This window comes from Pseudoduganella sp. GW821-FHT12E03 (assembly GCF_058807115.1).
The window spans coordinates 89,894-108,891 of sequence record NZ_JBXAQJ010000017.1 but is presented as its reverse complement, the minus strand read 5'-3'; the positions used below and the strand labels follow the sequence as shown (position 1 = coordinate 108,891).

Here is an 18,998-nt window from a genome sequence, read left to right as displayed (position 1 = left end):
ATCATGGCAAAACTCGCACTGATTAACCGTGAGCAGAAACGTGTGGACCTGGCAAATAAATTTGCCGCCAAACGCGCAGCTCTGAAGGCCATCATTGATGACCAGTCGAAGTCGGAAGAAGAGCGTTACGAAGCGCGCCTGAAACTGCAGGCCCTGCCACGCAACTCCGCACCGACCCGCCAGCGCAACCGTTGCGCAGTCACCGGTCGTCCTCGCGGCACCTTCCGTAAATTCGGCCTGGGTCGTATCAAGCTCCGTGAATTCGCCATGCGTGGTGAGATCCCGGGTATGACCAAAGCCAGCTGGTAATAGGAGAACAAGCAATGAGTATGAGCGATCCTATCGCCGATATGCTGACCCGCATTCGCAACGCCCAAGGCGTGCAAAAAACGACCGTGGCCATGCCATCGTCGAAAGTCAAAGTAGCGATTGCCAACGTCCTGAAGGACGAGGGTTACATTGAAGATTTCGCTGTTGCCGTTGACGGTGGCAAGTCGGAACTCAAAATCGGTTTGAAATATTATGTAGGCCGTCCTGTCATCGAGCGTCTGGAGCGTGTATCGCGTCCAGGTCTGCGCGTGTACAAAGGCAAGGATGAAATCCCGACCGTGATGAACGGCCTGGGCGTTGCCATTGTGTCCACCCCGCAAGGCGTCATGACCGACCGCAAAGCACGCGCCAATGGCGTGGGCGGCGAAGTCATCTGCTACGTCGCGTAAGGAGCAATAATGTCTCGTGTAGCTAAAATGCCTATCGCTGTGCCAGCTGGCGCTGAAGTCGCCATCTCCGCACAAGCGATCACCGTAAAAGGCCCGCTGGGCGTACTGACCCAGTCCCTGAACGGTCTGGTAAAAGTAGAAAACAACGCTGGCACCCTGTCCTTCGACGTGGCCAACGACAGCCGCGAAGCGAACGCCATGTCTGGCACGCTGCGCGCTCTGGTGAACAACATGGTCACCGGCGTTACCAAGGGTTTCGAGAAGAAGCTGAACCTGGTTGGCGTGGGCTACAAAGCCCAGGCTCAAGGTGACAAGCTGAACCTGTCGCTGGGCTTCTCCCACCCGGTCGTACACGACATGCCAGCCGGCGTGACCGTGGCGACGCCAACCCCGACCGAGATCCTGATCAAGGGTATCGATCGTCAAAAGGTTGGTCAGGTAGCTGCTGAAGTTCGCGCTTACCGCTCCCCTGAGCCTTATAAGGGCAAGGGCGTCCGTTATTCGGACGAAGTGGTTAAGATCAAAGAAACCAAGAAGAAGTAATTAGGGGCTGACGATGGACAAAAAAGAATCTCGTCTGCGCCGCGGACGTCAAACCCGGATCAAGATCGCGCAATTGAAAGTGAACCGCCTGTCGGTCCACCGCACCAATCTGCACATTTACGCGAACCTGATTTCCCCGGAAGCCAAAGTACTGGTTTCGGCATCGACCTTGGAAGCGGAAGTGCGTGCCGAACTGGCTGGCAAATCCGGCAAGGGTGGCAATGCCGCTGCCGCCGCTCTGGTTGGCAAGCGCGTAGCAGAAAAAGCACTGAAAGCAGGAATCACCGAAGTAGCGTTCGATCGCTCCGGTTTCCGTTACCACGGCCGTGTTAAAGCGCTGGCAGAAGCTGCCCGCGAAGCCGGTCTGAAGTTCTAAGGGTACGATCATGGCAAAAATGCAAGCAAAAATGCAAAGCGACAAGCCGGATGACGGCATGCGCGAAAAAATGATCGCGATCAACCGCGTGACCAAAGTGGTCAAGGGTGGTCGTATCATGGGCTTCGCAGCACTGACCGTGGTCGGCGACGGCGATGGCCGCATCGGCATGGGCAAGGGCAAATCGAAAGAAGTGCCAGTGGGTGTGCAGAAGGCAATGGAAGAAGCCCGCCGCAACCTGATCAAAGTGCCTTTGAAAAACGGCACGCTGCAGCACACCGTCACCGGCCGCCACGGCGCGTCGAAAGTGATGATGAGCCCAGCCAAGCCAGGTACCGGCGTCATCGCTGGTGGCGCAATGCGCGCTATCTTCGAAGTGATGGGCGTGACGGACGTGGTGGCGAAATCCACCGGTTCGAACAACCCGTACAACCTGGTGCGCGCCACCCTGGACGGCCTGTCGAAAATGAGTACTCCTGCTGACATCGCTGCTAAACGCGGCAAGTCGGTGGAAGATATCCTGGCTTAAGGGGAAATCACATGAGCACTATTAAAGTCAAACTGGTGAAAGGCCTGATCGGCACCCGTCAAGACCACCGCGCTACCGTGCGTGGCCTGGGCCTGCGCCGTGTCAACTCGGTTTCCGAGTTGCAGGACACCCCGTCGGTTCGCGGCATGATCAACAAAGTCGCTTACCTCGTGAAAGTCGTATCGTAAGCCCTGGCTTGCGATCTGGAGAACACAATGGAATTGAATACCATTCAACCAGCAGAAGGCGCTAAGCACTACAAGCGTCGCGTTGGCCGCGGTATCGGCTCCGGCCTGGGTAAAACCGCTGGCCGTGGTCACAAAGGTCAAAAATCGCGTTCGGGCGGCTTCCACAAAGTCGGTTTCGAAGGCGGTCAAATGCCTCTGCAGCGTCGTCTGCCAAAGCGCGGTTTCAAGTCGCTGAACGCCACCTTCAAAGCTGAAGTGCGTCTGTCCGACCTAAACGCCCTGGCAGTTGGCGAAGTCGACATCCTGGTACTGAAGCAAGCCGGCGTTCTGAACGTCCTGGCGCGCGACGTGCGTGTGATCGCTTCCGGCGAGATCACCAAGGCTGTTACCGTCAAAGGTCTGAAAGTCACCGCTGGCGCGAAAGCTGCCATCGAAGCGGCTGGCGGTTCGGTAGCCTAATTGGCTGCTGACTAGATCGGAGCGACAATGGCGACCAACCCACAACTTGCCAAGAGTGCAGCTGCAGGCTTCCCATGGAGCCGCCTGTGGTTCCTGCTTGGCGCATTGGTGGTGTATCGTATCGGCGCTCACGTTCCTGTGCCGGGTGTAGACCCGGCACAACTGGCCTCGCTGTTCAAGTCGCAAGAAGGCGGCATCCTGGGCATGTTCAACATGTTCTCGGGTGGCGCCCTTTCGCGCTTCACAGTGTTTGCGCTGGGTATCACGCCTTACATCTCGGCCTCGATCATCATGCAATTGCTGTCGATCGTGTCGCCACAGATGGAAGCGCTGAAAAAGGAAGGTGAAGCCGGCCGGCGCAAGATTACCCAGTACACGCGTTATGCAACCGTGGGTCTGGCTCTGTTCCAGGCGCTGGGCATTGCAGTGGCGCTGGAATCGCAACCTGGACTGGTGCTGGATCCGGGCCTGGGTTTCCGCTTCGTGACGGTCGTGACGCTGTTGACCGGCACTATGTTCCTGATGTGGTTGGGCGAGCAGATTACCGAGCGCGGTCTTGGTAACGGCATCTCGATCATTATCTTTGCCGGTATTGCAGCAGGTCTGCCGGGCGCACTGGGCGGTTTGCTGACCCAGGTGGCGAACGACACGATCGGCGCATTCTCGGCCCTGATCATCCTGGTACTGGTGGCTGGCGTCACTTATACCGTGGTGTTCGTGGAACGTGGTCAGCGCAAGATTCTGGTCAACTATGCCAAGCGCCAGGTCGGTAACAAGATCTATGGCGGTCAGACCAGCCACTTGCCGTTGAAACTGAACATGGCCGGCGTGATCCCGCCGATCTTCGCATCGTCGATTATCTTGTTCCCGGCTACCATCGTGGACTGGTTCTCGAAGGGCGCTGACTCGTCCAACCCTGCTGTCCGGTTCTTCAAGGACCTGTCGGCATCGATGGCACCAGGCGAGCCTATTCATGCATTGCTGTATGCGGTGGCAATCGTGTTCTTCTGCTTCTTCTACACCGCTCTGGTGTTTAACAGCAAAGAAACTGCGGACAACTTGAAGAAGAGCGGGGCCTTTGTGCCAGGGATTCGTCCCGGTGAGCAGACTGCCCGTTACATCGACAAGATCCTGATGCGATTGACGCTGGCTGGCGCCGTCTACATCACCCTCGTGTGCTTGTTGCCGGAATTCATGAATGCCCAGTGGAAGGTGCCGTTCTACTTCGGTGGCACCTCGCTGCTGATTGTCGTAGTGGTTACCATGGACTTCATGGCCCAGGTTCAGAACTACGTGATGTCGCAGCAATATGATTCGCTGCTGCGCAAAGCAAACTTCAAGGGCGGAGTTCCGACGCGATAAGCGAGGTAAACATACGAATGGCAAAAGACGACGTCATCCAAATGCAAGGCGAGGTTCTGGAGAATCTCCCCAATGCAACATTTCGAGTGAAGCTGGAAAACGGCCACGTGGTACTTGGACACATTTCGGGTAAAATGCGGATGAACTATATCCGCATCCTTCCCGGCGACAAGGTAACGGTTGAGTTGACACCGTACGACTTGAGCCGCGCCCGCATTGTGTTCCGGACCAAGTAAATCAAACAAACGTACTAGAAAAGAGTGCAAAAATGAAAGTTAACGCTTCAGTCAAGCGCATCTGCCGCAACTGCAAGATCATCAAGCGCAAAGGTGTGGTCCGCGTAATCTGCGTAGAACCGCGTCATAAGCAGCGTCAAGGTTAATAACCGTTATTTATTCGAGGAATAACGAATGGCACGTATTGCAGGGGTTAACATCCCAAATCACCAACACACCGTTATCGGCCTGACCGCCATCTACGGTATCGGCCGTCCACGCTCGCAGTACATCTGCCAGCAGACCGGCATTGCTAGCAACAAGAAGGTCAAGGACCTGGACGACAGCGAACTGGAAAAGCTGCGTGATGAAGTTGGCAAGTTCGTAGTAGAAGGCGACCTGCGCCGCGAACTGTCGATGAACATCAAGCGTCTGATGGACCTGGGCTGCTACCGCGGTCTGCGTCACCGTAAGGGCCTGCCGGTCCGTGGCCAGCGCACCCGCACCAATGCACGTACCCGCAAGGGCCCGCGCAAAGCCGCTCAATCGCTGAAGAAATAATCTAGGAAACTACTATGGCTAAGCAACAAAGCTCCGCAGCAGCAGCTCGCGTGCGCAAGAAAGTCAAAAAGAACGTCGCTGAAGGCATCGCTCACGTTCACGCTTCCTTCAACAACACCATCATCACCATCACCGACCGTCAGGGCAACGCTCTGTCGTGGGCGACCTCCGGTGGTGCTGGCTTCAAGGGTTCGCGTAAATCGACCCCGTTCGCAGCGCAGGTTGCTGCTGAAGCCGCTGGTAAAGTTGCACAGGAATGCGGCGTGAAGAACCTGGAAGTTCGCATCAAGGGCCCAGGTCCTGGCCGCGAATCCGCGGTTCGCGCACTGAACAGCCTGGGTATCAAGATCACCGAGATCCAGGACGTAACGCCAGTGCCGCACAACGGCTGCCGTCCTCCGAAGCGTCGTCGTATCTAATACGGCCCAACCCGGCGATTTCGGTTGCCGGGGCTTCAAGCTGTAAAAAACTGCTGGAACAGTTAGTCGGAAACGACTATACTGTCCGGCTGTTCTCGTCTGTGGGATTGTCTCCCGCAGGCTTATTGTAGCCACGTCCCGCCGTTCGCAGGCTGGACTTGCGCCTAACCACATTCCGATGTGGCTGGGGCGTCAACATCATCAAAGGAAATTACTGTGGCACGTTATATCGGACCAAAAGCAAAACTGTCCCGCCGTGAAGGCACCGACCTGTTCCTGAAGAGCGCACGCCGCTCGCTGGATTCCAAGTGCAAACTGGACGTCAAGCCAGGCCAGCACGGTGTGAAATCGGGCGCCCGTACCTCCGACTACGGCAACCAACTGCGCGAAAAGCAAAAAGTTAAGCGTATCTACGGCGTGCTGGAACGTCAGTTCCGTCGCTACTTCGCTGAAGCCGACCGTCGCAAAGGCAACACCGGCGAAACCCTGCTGCAACTGCTGGAAACCCGCCTGGACAACGTCGCCTACCGCATGGGCTTCGGCTCGACCCGCGCTGAAGCGCGTCAGCTGGTATCGCACAAAGCGTTCACCATCAACGGCAACGTTGCGAACATCCCTTCGTACGTCGTGAAAACCGGCGACGTGATCGCTGTTCGCGAAAAGTCGAAAAAGCAGACCCGTATCGTTGAAGCCCTGTCGCTGGCTGAACAAGTTGGCATGCCAGCTTGGGTGTCGGTTGATTCGAAGAAAATGGAAGGCACCTTCCGTTCGCTGCCAGAGCGCAACGAAATCGCTCAAGACGTCAACGAATCGCTGATCGTCGAACTGTACTCGCGTTAATCGTAGGGCGGATTGTCATCCGCCTTGCAAGCAGTACCGCTCCACCCGAGGCGGATCTCCGGATCCGCCTTCACCATTTTTAATGCCATCAGCCTTATCGGTGTAACGAGCCGAGGGTAATGAAAAGGACATTTTCACATGCAAAACAGTTTGTTGAAACCACGTATCATCGATGTAGAAACCCTGGGCGCCGGCCACGCGAAAGTCGTGATGGAACCGTTTGAACGTGGCTACGGTCACACCCTGGGCAACGCGCTGCGCCGCGTACTGCTGTCGTCGATGATCGGCTATGCACCGACCGAAGTGACGATCGCTGGCGTCGTGCACGAATACTCGTCGCTGGACGGCGTGCAAGAAGACGTGGTTGACCTGCTGCTGAATCTGAAGGGTGTCGTGTTCAAGGTGCACAACCGTGACGCCGTGACCCTGACCCTGAAAAAAGAAGGCGAAGGCGCCGTGCTGGCATCGGACATCGATCTGCCACACGACGTAGAACTGATCAACCCTGACCACGTGATCGCCCACCTGACCGCTGGTGGCAAGCTGGACATGCAGATCAAGGTTGAAAAAGGCCGTGGCTATGTGCCAGGCAATGTTCGCCGCCTGTCGGAAGACACCAACAAAACCATCGGCCGCATCATCCTGGACGCGTCGTTCGCCCCAGTGCGCCGCGTGTCGTACTCGGTGGAATCGGCCCGTGTGGAACAGCGTACCGACCTGGACAAGCTGATCATCAACATTGAAACCAACGGCGTGATCACGCCGGAAGAAGCGATCCGCCAGTCGGCCCGCGTCCTGGTGGACCAGTTGAATGTGTTCGCTGCCCTGGAAGGCACCGAAGCCGCTGCCGAAGCGCCAAGCCGCGCTCCGCTGGTCGATCCGATCCTGCTGCGTCCAGTGGACGACCTGGAACTGACCGTCCGTTCGGCCAACTGCCTGAAAGCAGAAAACATTTACTACATCGGCGACCTGATCCAGCGTTCGGAAAACGAACTGCTGAAGACCCCGAACCTGGGCCGCAAGTCGCTGAACGAGATCAAGGAAGTCCTGGCTTCCCGTGGTCTGACCCTGGGCATGAAGCTGGAAAACTGGCCGCCTGCTGGTCTGGAGAAGTAATTCGTTTTGCAGCACCCGCCTGCGGCATGTCGCCGCGGGCGTTTTTACTTATAACCGGTCCGCGCCTAAGCTCTTGAGCGGTGGCGATCGAAGAACTCGGATTTAAACACCTCGAAAGGAAATACCATGCGTCACCGTCACGGCCTCCGTAAACTGAACCGTACCTCTTCCCACCGTCTGGCAATGCTGCGCAACATGACTGTTTCGCTGCTGCGTCACGAAGCGATCAAAACCACGCTGCCAAAAGCTAAAGAACTGCGCCGCGTAGTTGAGCCGATCCTGACCCTGGGCAAGACCGACACCCTGGCTAACAAGCGTCTGGCATTCTCCCGTCTGCGTGACCGCGAAATCGTGCAAAAACTGTTCTCCGAACTGGGCCCACGTTTCGCCAACCGTAACGGTGGCTACCTGCGCATCCTGAAAATGGGTTTCCGCGTTGGCGACAACGCGCCAATGGCCTTCGTTGAACTGCTGGACCGTCCAGAGATCACCGAAGCTGTTGAAGTGACCGGCGAAGAGTAATCTTCCGTCGTTTTCACGAGAAAAGCCGGGCTTGCCCGGCTTTTTTTTCGCCCCGACGAAATGCAACTAGTCGACATTTTGGGGCCTGGCCCCTTTAGTACTATCGTTCGGGATGGGGGCGATAGTGGTTTATTTGCCGCGCGTGGCGCCCTTGAATTCCGAGCCGGCTTTCCACTGCGGCCAGGTCTTGCCCTGCGCGATGTCATACCCGACCTGGAACAGCAGCTCGATATCCTGCACCCCGCCGGAAAAGTCCCAGTCGCCGCGCACGTCGTCCGACACCTTGTGGTAATCATGCGCCACGTAGTGATCGACCACCTGGCGGGCATAATCGGCGGGTTTGCCGATGTAATTGCTGCGCGCCTTGGTGTACAGCACCGGCACCCCCACGCGGGCGAATTCCAGCTGGTCGGCGCGGTAGAAGCTGCCCAGTTCCGGACGCGAATCCGGCTCCATCCTGCGCCCCTGCGTGGCGGCGTACTTGGCCAGCAAGTCATCGAGGGTCGAATGGCCCGACGTCACGTTTTCAATTTGTGCGGTCTTGCCCCACGCATTGATGCCATCGATATTGATGTTGGCCAGCGTTTTATCGAGCGGGTAAAGCGGGTGCTTCGCGTAATACTTCGCCCCCAGCAGTCCCCGTTCTTCCGCCGTGGTCGCGACAAACAGGATCGAGCGCTTCGGCGCCTTCGGCAGCGCCTTGTACGCCTTGGCCAGCTCCAGCAGCGCGCTGGTGCCGGACGCGTTATCGAGCGCGCCATGGTAAATCTGGCGCGAGCGCGGGCCCGGCAGTTTTTCATCGATCCCGAAATGGTCCCAGTGCGCGGTGTACACGATGAACTCGTGTTTCAGCTTGGGATCGGACCCCTCGATCTTCGCCACCACGTTATGCGACTGCACGTTGCGGGCCTGGTTCGCCACCTGGAACGAGGCCGTGCCGTTCAACGCAACTGGCTTGAAATCCTTGCGCAGCGCGGCCTGTTTCAACGCGTCGAAGTCATGCCCCGCCGCCGCCAGCATGTCCTTGGCGCGGTCCAGGTGGATCCAGCCCGGGATCACTGGCGCATCGGGATCGGGACCATCGCGCAGCAGGCTGAAATTCTCGGCCAGGCCACCGGTTTTCACCACGTCATACGGGTACGCGGCAGGCTTGGTTTCATGGATGATGATGGCCGCCGCCGCGCCCAGTTTGGCGGCGATTTCATACTTGTAAGTCCAGCGGCCGTAATACGTCATGGCCGTACCCTTGAACATGGTTTTGTCCAGCTGCGCGGGATCGGCGGGATCCGGAATGGCGGGATCGTTAATCAGCATCAGCAAGGTCTTGCCGCGCAGATCTGCGCCTTTGTAATCATCCCAGCCATATTCCGGCGCCTGCACGCCATAGCCGACAAACACAATCTCCGACGAGGGAATGGACACCTGCGTCTGCACCGCCGTCGAGTGCGCGACGTAATCGTCCGGGAAGCGCAGCGGCACGGTTTTGCCGGCCATCGTATAGCTGAACGTGGGCGCCGGCGTCTGGCCCCGCATCGGCACTTTTTGCACATAGGTCCCGTCGGGATTGCCCGGCTTGAGTCCCAGCTGCTTGAATTGCTGTTCAAGGTAAGCGATGGTCTTGCGCTCGCCCTCGGAACCGGGCGCGCGCCCTTCGAATTCATCGGACGCCAGCACCTTGATGTTTGCCAGTAATCCTTGTTCGGAAATCGCTTTCAGCGCGGCAGCGGGCGCCTGGGCGCCGGCCTGGCTGGCCGCCAGTGCCAGCAGCGGCACAATGGGGAGGAAAGTAATGCGTTTGGCTGCCATGTCTTATCCCACGGAGTGATTGAGCTTATGAGTTTCGCATATTTCATGCCTGGCCAAACCCGGTGTACCATAACCCGTTGCAATGTCACCCTGAAAGCAGTCATGTTCCACACCTTCATCCGCTTGCTGGCCGCGTTGTTCCTGCTGCTGGCCGGCGCCGCGCACGCCGAAGACGAATTCCTTGATCCCGCCGTCGCCTTTAAATTCTCCGCCCGCATGGTGGACGGCAAGACTGCCGCCGTCACCTTTGACATCGCGGACGGCTATTACATGTACCGTGAACGCTTTGCCTTCAAGGCCAATGGCGCCACCCTGGGCCAGCCGGACATCCCGCCCGGCAAGGTCAAATTCGATGAAACCTTTAACAAGGAAGTGGAAACCTACCGCCGCCAGGTGACGATCACCGTGCCGGTCGATGGCGCCGGACCGTTCACCTTGACGGTGACGGGCCAGGGCTGTTCCGATAAAGGCTTGTGCTATTCGCCACAGGACGCCTCGGCCAAGCTGATGGCGGCCGGCGGCACAGCCGTGGCCGGCAGCGGCGATGTGTCGGCCGCGCAGGCGTCCGCGAATGCCGCCAACGCTGCCACCGGCGCCGCCGCGCAGCAAAGCGATCTGGGCCAGATTGAATCGGCCCTGAAAGGTGGCCGTCTGCTGGTCATCCTGCCGCTGTTCGCGTTGCTGGGCCTGGGCCTGTCGTTCACGCCATGCGTGCTGCCGATGGTGCCGATCCTGTCGTCCATCGTGGTGGGCGATGGCGCGCCATCGAGCCGCTCGCGCGGCCTGCTGCTGTCGTCCACTTATTCGCTGGGCATGGCCATCGTGTATACCGCGCTGGGCGTGGCGGCCGGGCTGGCCGGCGAAGGCCTGGCGGCGGCATTACAGAATCCGTGGGTGCTGGGCGCGTTCGGCGTGCTGATGGCGGCGCTGGCCCTGTCCATGTTCGGCGTCTACGAGTTGCAGGTGCCGGCCGCGCTGCAAAGCAGATTAAGCGCCGCGTCGAACCGCCAGTCCGGCGGACGCCTGGCGGGCGTGTTCATTATGGGCGCGATTTCCGCGCTGATCGTGGGGCCGTGCGTGGCCGCGCCATTGGCCGGTGCGCTGGTGTATATCAGCCAGACGCGCGACGTCGTCATTGGTGGCGGCGCCCTGTTCGCGATGGCGGCCGGCATGAGCGTGCCGTTGTTGCTGGTGGGGGTATCGGCCGGCGCCTTGCTGCCGCGCGCCGGCATGTGGATGGAACACGTGAAACGGTTCTTTGGCGTGCTGTTGCTGGGTGTTGCGCTGTGGCTGGTGTCGCCGGTCTTGCCGGTGGTGGTGACGATGGCGGGCTTTGCATTCCTGGGCCTGGTCTATGGCATGGTTTTGCTGGCCCGCTCCGGCCGCAAGGGCAAGCTGGTGTCGCTGGTGTTCCTGGCGCTGGGCGGTGTGCAACTGGTCGGCGTGGCGACCGGCGGGCGCGACTTGCTGGCGCCGCTGGCGCACCTGGGGAAGGGCGGGGCGCAGCACGGCCTGGCATTCACCCGCATCAAGACCGTGGCGCAACTTGATGAAGTACTGGCGAAGACCGGCGGCAAGACCGTTATCCTGGACTTTTACGCGGACTGGTGCGTGTCCTGCAAGGAAATGGAAAAGTTGACGTTTGTAAAACCGGAAGTGCAGGCCCGCCTGGCCAACACCGTGTTGCTGCAGGCCGACGTGACGGCCAACGATGCCGATGACAAGGCCATGCTGAAACGTTTTAAACTGTTCGGCCCGCCCGGCATCATCTTGTTCAACGCGCAGGGCCAGGAAATCCCGGATTCCCGCGTTGTCGGCTTCCAGGATGCACAGAAATTCATGCAATCACTGGAAAAATTGAAATAAACAGTAAGTACGCATAAATTCTTGTGAATTCTGACTTCCATAACCGGCGCTCTGCGGCGTTGCCCGCTGCTAGCAGTGCTCGCACTGCGTCGCACCGGGCGCCTTGCAGCGCATCCGGTTCTGTTCGTCATAATTTCACAATAATTTCTTGATACTTACAGCGTGACGCCCCCTCGCCTTGGCAGGTGAGGGGGCGCTTACGCAATCGTTACATCACATGCCGCCGCGGTGGTGCATCATGACGCGGTGGCCCATGCCGTGCCCCATCCTGCGGTGCATCCTGGCCGCTTCCGCATCAAAGGTTTTTTGCTGTTCCGGCGTGAGCTGTGCATAAAACACTTTGGTGGCGGCGGCGCGGGTTTCCATTTTCGCCACGTGCTGCTTGGCCATGGCCAGGTGCTGGTCCAGGCGTTCCGGCGCCGTCGCGGTTGACGCGGCGGCACTGCGTTCTTGCAGCGTCGGCAAGGTTGGCGTGACGGCGGCAACAAAAGTTTGCCATGCCGGTTCCTGCGCGGCGGTCAGTTTCAGTTTATCGTGCAGGGCAGCCTGGTGTTTTGCCACCATCTCGGCAAATTTGGCTTTATGTTCTTCGTGTTTTGCTGCGCGCTCTTCCTGGCTCAGTGCGTGGCCGTGGCGGCCGCCTGCCGCCTGGTCGGCGGCATAAGTGGAGCCCAGGGCGCCCAGGCCCAGCAAGGCAACCATTACAGCTTTGGCAATCGTGTTTTTCATGATGTGTCCTTTCAGTGGGGTGCAGGTCAACTGTGCTGCACATGGAACCATCTTGGCACCGGGCTGTTTCCACTCCGTGTCCCTTGCCGAAGCTTTTGTATCAAACTGTTTCGGTGTTGCTGGCGCCTGACATCCAGTTTCCTCCGATATACAAGACGATACAAACGGTCATTGGCTATCCCCCCCTGAACTAAGGATAATTGAGGCATGGAACCGATTTCTACCATTCTGATCGTCGATGACGACCGCGATATCCGCACCTTGCTGGCCGATTACCTGGAAAGCAACGGTTACCGTACCCAATGTGCGGCGGATGGCGCCGGCATGTGGAAACAGCTGGAAGACGCACGCCCGGACCTGATCGTGCTGGACTTGAACATGCCGGGCGAAGATGGCCTGACCCTGTGCCGCAAACTGCGCGCCACCTCGTCGCTGCCGGTGATCATGCTGACCGCCCGCAGCGAGCCGCTGGACCGGATCCTGGGCCTGGAAATGGGCGCCGACGATTATTTGCCGAAGCCGTTCGAACCGCGTGAATTGCTGGCCCGTATCCGCAGCGTGCTGCGCCGCAGCCATGCGATGCCATCGAACGCCGGGTCCGACAAGGTGCAGAAAATGCGCTTCTCGAACTGGACGCTGGACCTGACGGCGCGCCACCTGGTCAATCCCGATGGCATCGTCATCATGCTGTCCGGCGCGGAATTTCGCTTGCTGAAAGTGTTCCTCGAACACCCGAACCGCGTGCTGAACCGCGACCAGTTGCTGAACCTGACGCAGGGCCGCGACGCCGACCCGTTTGACCGCTCGATCGATATCCAGATCAGCCGCCTGCGCCAGAAACTCGGTGAAGATGCGCGCGTGCCGCAAATCATCAAGACCGTGCGCAATGGCGGCTATGTGCTGGCCGGCGCGGTCTCGGTGGAGGGCGCGTGAAGGCGTTCTGGATGTCGATGACGGGCAGGGTGTTTTCCGTCCTGCTGCTGGGGATCGTGGCGTCGGCATCGCTGACCCAGTACCTGGCGGTCATGGAGCGCCAGCGCACCGTCGAGCGTTACCGCGATGCCTATGCGCTGGACCGCGCGGAAGAGTTGATCAGCATTGCCGCCGTGATCAAACCCGAAGCGCGCGACATGTATCAGAAGATCGCGGTCAAGGGCGCGATCCGGCTGGAGCCGACCGCTGACGCGATGCCGGGCGGTTCCGCGCAAACCGATTTTTCCCGCCAGCTGTCCACCCGCCTGGGCACCGACTACAAGGTGATGCCGGTGGCGGACCGCCCGGCCGCCTGCGATGAACCGCGCCAGATCAATTCGATCTTTGGCCCGGCCCAGTGGCGCGGCACCTGCGAAGCCATGAATGTGACCATGCACGACGGCTCCGTCATGCGCCTGACCGTGCTGCCGCCGAAACCACCGCCACCGACCGGCCAGAATGAAATCGCCACCTTCGTGCCGTTCGCACTGTCGATGATCGGCCTGGCGTTCCTGGTGACGCGCATGACCGTGCGGCCGCTGAAACAGCTGGCCAAGGCGGCGCGCGACCTGGGCGACGACATCAACCGTCCGCCGCTGGCATTGCGCGGCGCGGCGGAAATCCGCCAGGCTGCCGCCGCGTTCAACGCGATGCAGGCGCGCATCCGCCAGCACATTTTCCAGCGCACGCAAATGCTGGCCGCCATCACCCACGATTTGCAGACGCCGCTGACGCGCATGCGCCTGCGGCTGGAAAAAGTGTCGGACGCGGACTTGCAGTACAAGCTGCTGGGGGACCTGTCCGCCACCCAGCAAATGGTCAAGGAAGGCCTGGAACTGGCGCGCAGCATGGACAGCACGGAAACCATGCAGGCGCTGGACCTCGATTCGCTGCTCGACAGCGTCTGCGCCGATGCGGCAGATGCGGGCCAGGACGTGACCCTGAAAGGCCGCGCGTCGATGGCGCTGATGGGCCGCCCGCTGGCGATCCGCCGCTGCCTGGTGAACTTGCTCGACAATGCCGTCAAGTATGGTCAGAATGCGGGCGTCACCGTCGAGCGCATGGTGGGCGCGGCCCGCATCCGCATCCGCGACAGCGGCCCCGGCATCGCCCCGGACCAGCTGGCGCAAGTCTTTGAACCGTTTTACCGGATTGAGAGTTCCCGCTCGCGCGAATCCGGCGGCACCGGCCTGGGGCTGACCATTGCCCGCAATATCGCGGAACAGCACGGCGCCAGCCTGGCGCTGGCCAACCATCCCGACGGCGGGCTCGAAGTCACCCTTGTCGTCCCTGAATACTACGCAGGCAACTAACGCCCCGAAAGGGGCGACCAATACAATATGAAGAAATCCACACTGGTCATCCTGGTGGGCGCAGCGGCCGCGATCGGCGCCGGCGCCTGGTTTTACACTAAACCCGCAGCGCAGCAGGGCGGCGCCGCGCCTGCCCAGGCGCAGGGCCAGGGACAAGGCAAAGGCGGCGGCCAGCAAGGCCCGACCACCGTCAACGTGGTGGCGCCGCAGCGCCAGGACGTGGCGGTCATGTTGCAGGCCAATGGCACGGTGTCGCCGCTGTCCACGGTGGACCTGCACCCGCAAACCACCAGCACCATCACCCAGGTCCACATCAAGGAAGGCGATTTCGTCAAACAGGGCCAGCTGATCTTTTCGCTGGACAGCCGCAGCGACCAGGCCAACGTGGAAAAAGCCCAGGCGCAAGTGCAGCGCGACCGCGCCAGCTTGATGGACCTGGAACGCCAGTACAAGCGCAGCCAGGAATTGCTGTCGCAGAACTTCATCGCGCAGGGCGCGGTCGATACCTTGCGCAGCCAGGTGGACGCCGCCAAAGCCTTGCTGGCGGCCGACCAGGCGGCCGCGCAGGCGGCCCGGGTCGGCGCCGGCTACAACACGATCCGCGCGCCGCTGACCGGCCGGGTCGGCGCCATCAATGTCTATCCGGGCAGCCTGGTGCAAATGGCCACCTCGCTGACCACCATCACGCAACTGAACCCGATCAATGTCGCGTTCACGTTGCCGGAAAGTGCGCTGGGCGGATTGCTGGCCGCCAAGCAGGCCGGCAAGGTGAAGGTCGCGGTGACGTCCGGCGGCCAGGAATTCCAGGGCCACCTGAGCTTCATCGATAACGCGGTCGATGCGCAATCAGGCGTCATCAAGGTCAAGGCGGAATTCGACAACAGCGCCACGCGCCTGTGGCCGGGCCAGTACGTCAATGCCAAACTCACGGTGCAAACGCTGAAAGATGCGCTGGTGGTGCCGCAAAACGCTATCATTACCAATACCCGCGGCACCTTCGTCTATACCGTCGCCGAAGACCAGACCGCCAAAGTCGCCAATGTCGTCCGCGTGCATTCGTTCGGGGCCCATGCGGCCGTGACCGGCTTGAATGGCGATGAAAAAGTCATCGTGGAAGGCAAGCAAAACCTGCGTCCCGGCGCCAAGGTGAAAGTCGCCGAAGCGTCGGCCGAAGGCGGCCGTGGCGGCAAAGGCAAGCCTGGCGGCGACGAACGCAAGCGCGAAAAAAAGGATAGTGCGGTATGAACCTGTCCGAACTGTGCATACGCCGCCCCGTGATGGTGGTGTTGCTGTCGCTGAGCCTGATCCTGGCCGGTATCCTGGCCTATGCCCACATCCCCGTGGCGGCGCTGCCCAGCTATAACACCCCGGTCATCAACGTCAGCGCCGACTTGCCGGGCGCCAGTCCGGAAACCATGGCGTCGTCGGTCGCATTGCCGCTGGAAAAGCAGTTTTCCACGATTGCCGGCGTGGCGCTGATCACCTCCACCAGCACCCTGGGCAATACGTCGCTGACCCTGGAATTCGACACCAGCATCAACGTCAATGAAGCTGCGGTGGACGTGCAGGCGGCCCTGCTGCGCGCCCAGCGTTCGCTGCCGCAGGAAATGACGGACATCCCGTCGTACCGCAAGGTCAATCCAGCCGACCAGCCGGTGATGTTCCTGGCGATGACGTCGCCCTCGCTGTCGCTGTCGGAATTGAACGATTATGCGGAAAACCTGATTGCCCCCAGCCTGTCCACCTTGCCCGGCGTGGCGCAGGTGACGGTCAATGGCCAGAAGCGTTTCGCCGTGCGCATCCGCGCCAAGGCGGATTTGCTCAATGCCCGCAACCTGACCCTGGATGAACTGGCCACAGCCATCCGTTCCGCCAACACCAACACGCCGCTCGGCATCCTCGATGGCCCCAGCCAGACCCTGACCATCCAGGGCAATGCGCAATTGATGAAAGCGGCGGAATTTGCCGAATTGATCGTCGCCACCCGCAATGGCCAGCCGGTGCGGCTGAAGGAAGTCGCGTCGGTCGAAGATTCCTACCAGTCGATCAAGGCCGCCGGCAGCTACAACGGCGAGCGCTCGATCGTGCTGCAAGTGCAGCGCCAGCCGGACGCCAACACGGTGCAAGTGGTCGATGGGGTGCGCAGCCTGCTGCCGCGTTTCCTGGCGCAATTGCCGCAATCCGTGAAAATCAACCTGGTCAATGACCGCTCGGTTTCGATCCGCGAAGCGATCCACGACGTCAACCTGACCTTGGCGCTGACGGTGGCGCTGGTGGTGCTGGTGATTTTCCTGTTCCTGCGCAAGGCGGCCGCCACCTTCATTCCCGGCATCACGATGCCGATTTCGCTGCTGGGCGCGCTGGCGCTGCTGTACGCGCTCGGTTATAGCCTCGACAATGTTTCCCTGCTGGGCATCACCCTGGCGGTCGGCCTGGTGGTCGATGACGCGATTGTCGTGCTGGAAAACATCGTGCGCCACCTGGAAATGGGCAAGAAGCCGCTGCAGGCGGCGCTGGTCGGGTCGCGCGAAATGGGCTTTACGATTATCTCGATTTCGATTTCGCTGGTGGCCGTGTTCATTCCGATCTTCTTCATGCCGGGTGTGATCGGGCTGCTGTTCCATGAATTCGCCGTGGTGGTGGGCTTGTCGGTATTGGTCTCGGCCGTGGTGTCGCTGACCCTGGTGCCGATGCTGTCGTCGCGCCTGCTGTCGCATGAAGATGCGCACCATGAGCAGGCCGGCGGCTTTATCGGCCGCTGGTTCGAAGCCGGCTTCACCCGCCTGCGCGACAGCTATGCGCGCACGCTCGACGTCGCGCTGCGCCACCGTCCGGTGGTGCTGGCGGTCGCCATCGGCACGTTTGCGCTGACGATCTGGATGTACATCGATATCCCGAAAGGTTTCTTCCCCGAGGAAGACCTGGGCCAGATCCAGGCCACGACCGAAGCGTCGGAAGATATTTCATCCAGCGCCATGCTGGAACTGCAAATGAAGGTGGTGGAAATCGCGCGCGCCAATCCGAACGTCAAAGACGTGACATCGTTCTCGGGCGGATCCAATACTGGCCGCATGTTCCTGGTACTGAAACCGCGAGGTGAACGCGAGAAAATGCCGCAAGTGCTGGACAGCCTGCGCAAGTCGCTGCGCCAGGTGCCGGGGATGAACGTCTACCTGCGCCCCACGCAAAACCTGCAACTGGGTGGCCGTCCATCGAAGAGCCGCTACCAGTACACCTTGCAGTCCGTCAGCCCGGATGCGCTGAGCGACTGGGCCGGCAAGCTGCAGGAACGCATGCGCGGCGACGCGGACTTCCGTGACGTCACCAGCGATTCGCAAAACAAGGGCTTGCAGGCATCGTTGCGGATCGACCGCGACAAGGCCAACAGCCTGGGCGTGGAAATGTCCGCGATCCGCAGCGCGCTGTACCTGGCGTTCGGCGAGCGGCAAGTGTCGACGATTTACTCATCGGCGGCCAGTTACTTCGTGATACTGGAAGCGGCCACGGAAGACCGCCAGTTCGATGATGCACTGACCAAGATTTCCGTACGCAACAAGGCCGGCCAGCTGGTGCAACTGTCCAGTTTCGCCACGGTCGAGCGCACGGTGGGCCCGACGTCCGTCAACCACCAGGGCCAGTTGCAAGCCATCACGATCTCGTTCAACCTGGCGCCGGATGTCCCGCTGGGCAATGCCACCGCCAAGATTGAAAAAATGGGCGTGGAAATGGGCTTGCCGGCATCCATCATCACCAACTATGGCGGCGATGCGGCGGTGTTCCAGAGTTCGCAGGGCAGCCAGGTGATCCTGATCATCGCGGCGCTGGGCGTGATTTATGTGTTGCTGGGCGTCTTGTACGAAAGCTATATCCACCCGCTGACCATCCTGGCCGGCTTGCCGTCGGCCGCCGTTGGCGCGCTGCTGACCTTGCGCCTGTTCGGGCTGGACCTGACCATGATTGCCATCATCGGCATCCTGATGCTGATCGGGATCGTCAAGAAAAACGCCATCATGATGATCGACTTCGCGCTGCACGCGCAGCGCGAACAGGGCCTGGCGCCAGCCATTGCCATCCGCGAAGCGTGCATCCTGCGCTTCCGCCCGATCATGATGACGACCCTGGCAGCGCTGATGGGCGCGTTGCCGATCGCGCTGGGCCTGGGCGCGGGCGCGGAATTGCGCCAGCCGCTGGGCCTGGCGGTGGTGGGTGGCTTGATTTTCTCGCAAGTGATTACGCTGTACATCACGCCGGTGATTTATTTGTATCTGGACAAATACAGCGGCAGCGGACCGATGAGCGATGCGCAGCTGGCGGACGAGGAACCGGCCAGCCATGGCGTGGTGGGCCTGAAAGCGGTGAAATCGTAAAAATCGTAGGGCGGTAAGCTGAAAGCTTGCCGCCGTGCGCGCATCGCCATGACGTGCGATGCCACCGCGATGCCGGCATGGCGGCTTCCGCCAGTG

At 60.3% G+C, this 18,998-nt stretch carries 22 protein-coding genes; 20 read left to right on the top strand and 2 right to left on the bottom strand.

Annotated elements, in window-relative coordinates; genetic code table 11:
- The first annotated feature begins 3 nt into the window (after positions 1-3).
- From rpsN to rplQ, 15 genes are all read left to right on the top strand, one after another.
- Positions 4-309, top strand: coding sequence for a 30S ribosomal protein S14 (gene rpsN / locus AC1RRC_RS31010; RefSeq protein ID WP_493059647.1), 306 nt, complete (start codon positions 4-6; stop codon positions 307-309).
- A gap of 14 nt (positions 310-323) precedes the next feature.
- The gene (gene rpsH / locus AC1RRC_RS31005) at positions 324-719 is read left to right on the top strand and encodes a 30S ribosomal protein S8 (RefSeq protein WP_155440043.1); all 396 of its coding nucleotides are present in this window, start codon (positions 324-326) and stop codon (positions 717-719) included.
- 9 nt (positions 720-728) lie between these two features.
- Entirely contained in the window at positions 729-1,262 is a 534-nt protein-coding gene (gene rplF / locus AC1RRC_RS31000) for a 50S ribosomal protein L6 (protein WP_493059646.1), read from the top strand.
- A gap of 13 nt (positions 1,263-1,275) precedes the next feature.
- Complete coding sequence (gene rplR / locus AC1RRC_RS30995; protein ID WP_092280160.1) at positions 1,276-1,638, top strand: 50S ribosomal protein L18; 363 nt, start codon at positions 1,276-1,278, stop codon at positions 1,636-1,638.
- A gap of 10 nt (positions 1,639-1,648) precedes the next feature.
- Entirely contained in the window at positions 1,649-2,167 is a 519-nt protein-coding gene (rpsE, locus tag AC1RRC_RS30990; protein WP_493059645.1) for a 30S ribosomal protein S5, read from the top strand.
- An 11-nt stretch (positions 2,168-2,178) separates the two neighbouring features.
- Positions 2,179-2,355, top strand: coding sequence for a 50S ribosomal protein L30 (gene rpmD, locus AC1RRC_RS30985; protein WP_028833787.1), 177 nt, complete (start codon positions 2,179-2,181; stop codon positions 2,353-2,355).
- A gap of 27 nt (positions 2,356-2,382) precedes the next feature.
- Positions 2,383-2,814 (top strand): 50S ribosomal protein L15, encoded by a 432-nt coding sequence (gene rplO / locus AC1RRC_RS30980; protein WP_493059642.1) that lies wholly within the window; start codon positions 2,383-2,385, stop codon positions 2,812-2,814.
- Positions 2,815-2,841: 27 nt separating this feature from the next.
- Positions 2,842-4,176 (top strand): preprotein translocase subunit SecY, encoded by a 1,335-nt coding sequence (gene secY, locus AC1RRC_RS30975; protein ID WP_493059640.1) that lies wholly within the window; start codon positions 2,842-2,844, stop codon positions 4,174-4,176.
- 17 nt (positions 4,177-4,193) lie between these two features.
- Positions 4,194-4,412: a translation initiation factor IF-1 gene (gene infA, locus AC1RRC_RS30970; RefSeq protein WP_010812378.1), complete on the top strand. Its 219-nt coding sequence runs from the start codon at positions 4,194-4,196 to the stop codon at positions 4,410-4,412.
- 32 nt (positions 4,413-4,444) lie between these two features.
- Entirely contained in the window at positions 4,445-4,558 is a 114-nt protein-coding gene (gene rpmJ / locus AC1RRC_RS30965) for a 50S ribosomal protein L36 (protein ID WP_005663407.1), read from the top strand.
- A gap of 28 nt (positions 4,559-4,586) precedes the next feature.
- Entirely contained in the window at positions 4,587-4,952 is a 366-nt protein-coding gene (gene rpsM / locus AC1RRC_RS30960; RefSeq protein ID WP_493059638.1) for a 30S ribosomal protein S13, read from the top strand.
- Positions 4,953-4,966: 14 nt separating this feature from the next.
- Complete coding sequence (rpsK, locus tag AC1RRC_RS30955) at positions 4,967-5,371, top strand: 30S ribosomal protein S11 (RefSeq protein WP_154379299.1); 405 nt, start codon at positions 4,967-4,969, stop codon at positions 5,369-5,371.
- A gap of 216 nt (positions 5,372-5,587) precedes the next feature.
- The gene (rpsD, locus tag AC1RRC_RS30950) at positions 5,588-6,211 is read left to right on the top strand and encodes a 30S ribosomal protein S4 (RefSeq protein ID WP_493059635.1); all 624 of its coding nucleotides are present in this window, start codon (positions 5,588-5,590) and stop codon (positions 6,209-6,211) included.
- A gap of 138 nt (positions 6,212-6,349) precedes the next feature.
- Positions 6,350-7,327 (top strand): DNA-directed RNA polymerase subunit alpha, encoded by a 978-nt coding sequence (locus tag AC1RRC_RS30945; RefSeq protein WP_154379297.1) that lies wholly within the window; start codon positions 6,350-6,352, stop codon positions 7,325-7,327.
- A gap of 126 nt (positions 7,328-7,453) precedes the next feature.
- Positions 7,454-7,849: a 50S ribosomal protein L17 gene (gene rplQ, locus AC1RRC_RS30940; RefSeq protein WP_154379295.1), complete on the top strand. Its 396-nt coding sequence runs from the start codon at positions 7,454-7,456 to the stop codon at positions 7,847-7,849.
- Positions 7,850-7,978: 129 nt separating this feature from the next.
- On the opposite strand, the gene AC1RRC_RS30935 is transcribed toward rplQ, so the two are convergent.
- Positions 7,979-9,655 carry a M28 family peptidase gene (locus AC1RRC_RS30935; RefSeq protein WP_493059634.1) on the bottom strand — a complete coding sequence of 559 codons (1,677 nt, stop codon included), beginning with the start codon at positions 9,653-9,655 and terminating at the stop codon, positions 7,979-7,981.
- 102 nt (positions 9,656-9,757) lie between these two features.
- Here AC1RRC_RS30935 and dsbD point away from each other — a divergent pair, with 102 nt between their 5' ends.
- Complete coding sequence (gene dsbD / locus AC1RRC_RS30930) at positions 9,758-11,521, top strand: protein-disulfide reductase DsbD (RefSeq protein WP_493059632.1); 1,764 nt, start codon at positions 9,758-9,760, stop codon at positions 11,519-11,521.
- Between the two features lie 213 nt (positions 11,522-11,734).
- Here the strand turns inward: dsbD and AC1RRC_RS30925 are convergent, their stop codons facing one another.
- A complete protein-coding gene (locus AC1RRC_RS30925) occupies positions 11,735-12,250 on the bottom strand; it encodes a Spy/CpxP family protein refolding chaperone (protein ID WP_493059631.1) in 516 nt (171 codons plus the stop codon).
- Positions 12,251-12,457: 207 nt separating this feature from the next.
- Here AC1RRC_RS30925 and AC1RRC_RS30920 point away from each other — a divergent pair, with 207 nt between their 5' ends.
- From AC1RRC_RS30920 to AC1RRC_RS30905, 4 genes are read left to right on the top strand one after another with little or no spacing between them, the layout of a single operon-like run.
- Complete coding sequence (locus AC1RRC_RS30920; protein ID WP_493059630.1) at positions 12,458-13,183, top strand: response regulator; 726 nt, start codon at positions 12,458-12,460, stop codon at positions 13,181-13,183.
- Positions 13,180-14,535, top strand: a complete 1,356-nt coding sequence (locus AC1RRC_RS30915) for a sensor histidine kinase (protein WP_493059629.1) — start codon at positions 13,180-13,182, stop codon at positions 14,533-14,535. Before AC1RRC_RS30920 ends, AC1RRC_RS30915 begins: the two co-directional genes overlap by 4 nt.
- Positions 14,536-14,562: 27 nt before the next feature.
- A complete protein-coding gene (locus AC1RRC_RS30910; RefSeq protein ID WP_493059628.1) occupies positions 14,563-15,780 on the top strand; it encodes an efflux RND transporter periplasmic adaptor subunit in 1,218 nt (405 codons plus the stop codon).
- The gene (locus tag AC1RRC_RS30905) at positions 15,777-18,902 is read left to right on the top strand and encodes an efflux RND transporter permease subunit (RefSeq protein ID WP_493059627.1); all 3,126 of its coding nucleotides are present in this window, start codon (positions 15,777-15,779) and stop codon (positions 18,900-18,902) included. Before AC1RRC_RS30910 ends, AC1RRC_RS30905 begins: the two co-directional genes overlap by 4 nt.
- Positions 18,903-18,998 lie beyond the last annotated feature (96 nt).

Bases quoted from the DNA above. Each gene is read 5' to 3' on its own strand.
- rpsE (WP_493059645.1), top strand. From the start codon at position 1,649: ATGGCAAAAATGCAAGCAAAAATGCAAAGCGACAAGCCGGATGACGGC.
- rplF (WP_493059646.1), top strand. From the start codon at position 729: ATGTCTCGTGTAGCTAAAATGCCTATCGCTGTGCCAGCTGGCGCTGAA.
- AC1RRC_RS30910 (WP_493059628.1), top strand. From the start codon at position 14,563: ATGAAGAAATCCACACTGGTCATCCTGGTGGGCGCAGCGGCCGCGATC.
- rpsH (WP_155440043.1), top strand. From the start codon at position 324: ATGAGTATGAGCGATCCTATCGCCGATATGCTGACCCGCATTCGCAAC.
- AC1RRC_RS30945 (WP_154379297.1), top strand. From the start codon at position 6,350: ATGCAAAACAGTTTGTTGAAACCACGTATCATCGATGTAGAAACCCTG.
- AC1RRC_RS30925 (WP_493059631.1), bottom strand. From the start codon at position 12,250: ATGAAAAACACGATTGCCAAAGCTGTAATGGTTGCCTTGCTGGGCCTG.
- infA (WP_010812378.1), top strand. From the start codon at position 4,194: ATGGCAAAAGACGACGTCATCCAAATGCAAGGCGAGGTTCTGGAGAAT.
- secY (WP_493059640.1), top strand. From the start codon at position 2,842: ATGGCGACCAACCCACAACTTGCCAAGAGTGCAGCTGCAGGCTTCCCA.
- rplR (WP_092280160.1), top strand. From the start codon at position 1,276: ATGGACAAAAAAGAATCTCGTCTGCGCCGCGGACGTCAAACCCGGATC.
- rpsN (WP_493059647.1), top strand. From the start codon at position 4: ATGGCAAAACTCGCACTGATTAACCGTGAGCAGAAACGTGTGGACCTG.
- dsbD (WP_493059632.1), top strand. From the start codon at position 9,758: ATGTTCCACACCTTCATCCGCTTGCTGGCCGCGTTGTTCCTGCTGCTG.
- rpsM (WP_493059638.1), top strand. From the start codon at position 4,587: ATGGCACGTATTGCAGGGGTTAACATCCCAAATCACCAACACACCGTT.
- rpmD (WP_028833787.1), top strand. From the start codon at position 2,179: ATGAGCACTATTAAAGTCAAACTGGTGAAAGGCCTGATCGGCACCCGT.
- rplQ (WP_154379295.1), top strand. From the start codon at position 7,454: ATGCGTCACCGTCACGGCCTCCGTAAACTGAACCGTACCTCTTCCCAC.
- AC1RRC_RS30935 (WP_493059634.1), bottom strand. From the start codon at position 9,655: ATGGCAGCCAAACGCATTACTTTCCTCCCCATTGTGCCGCTGCTGGCA.
- rplO (WP_493059642.1), top strand. From the start codon at position 2,383: ATGGAATTGAATACCATTCAACCAGCAGAAGGCGCTAAGCACTACAAG.
- AC1RRC_RS30905 (WP_493059627.1), top strand. From the start codon at position 15,777: ATGAACCTGTCCGAACTGTGCATACGCCGCCCCGTGATGGTGGTGTTG.
- rpsK (WP_154379299.1), top strand. From the start codon at position 4,967: ATGGCTAAGCAACAAAGCTCCGCAGCAGCAGCTCGCGTGCGCAAGAAA.
- AC1RRC_RS30920 (WP_493059630.1), top strand. From the start codon at position 12,458: ATGGAACCGATTTCTACCATTCTGATCGTCGATGACGACCGCGATATC.
- rpmJ (WP_005663407.1), top strand. From the start codon at position 4,445: ATGAAAGTTAACGCTTCAGTCAAGCGCATCTGCCGCAACTGCAAGATC.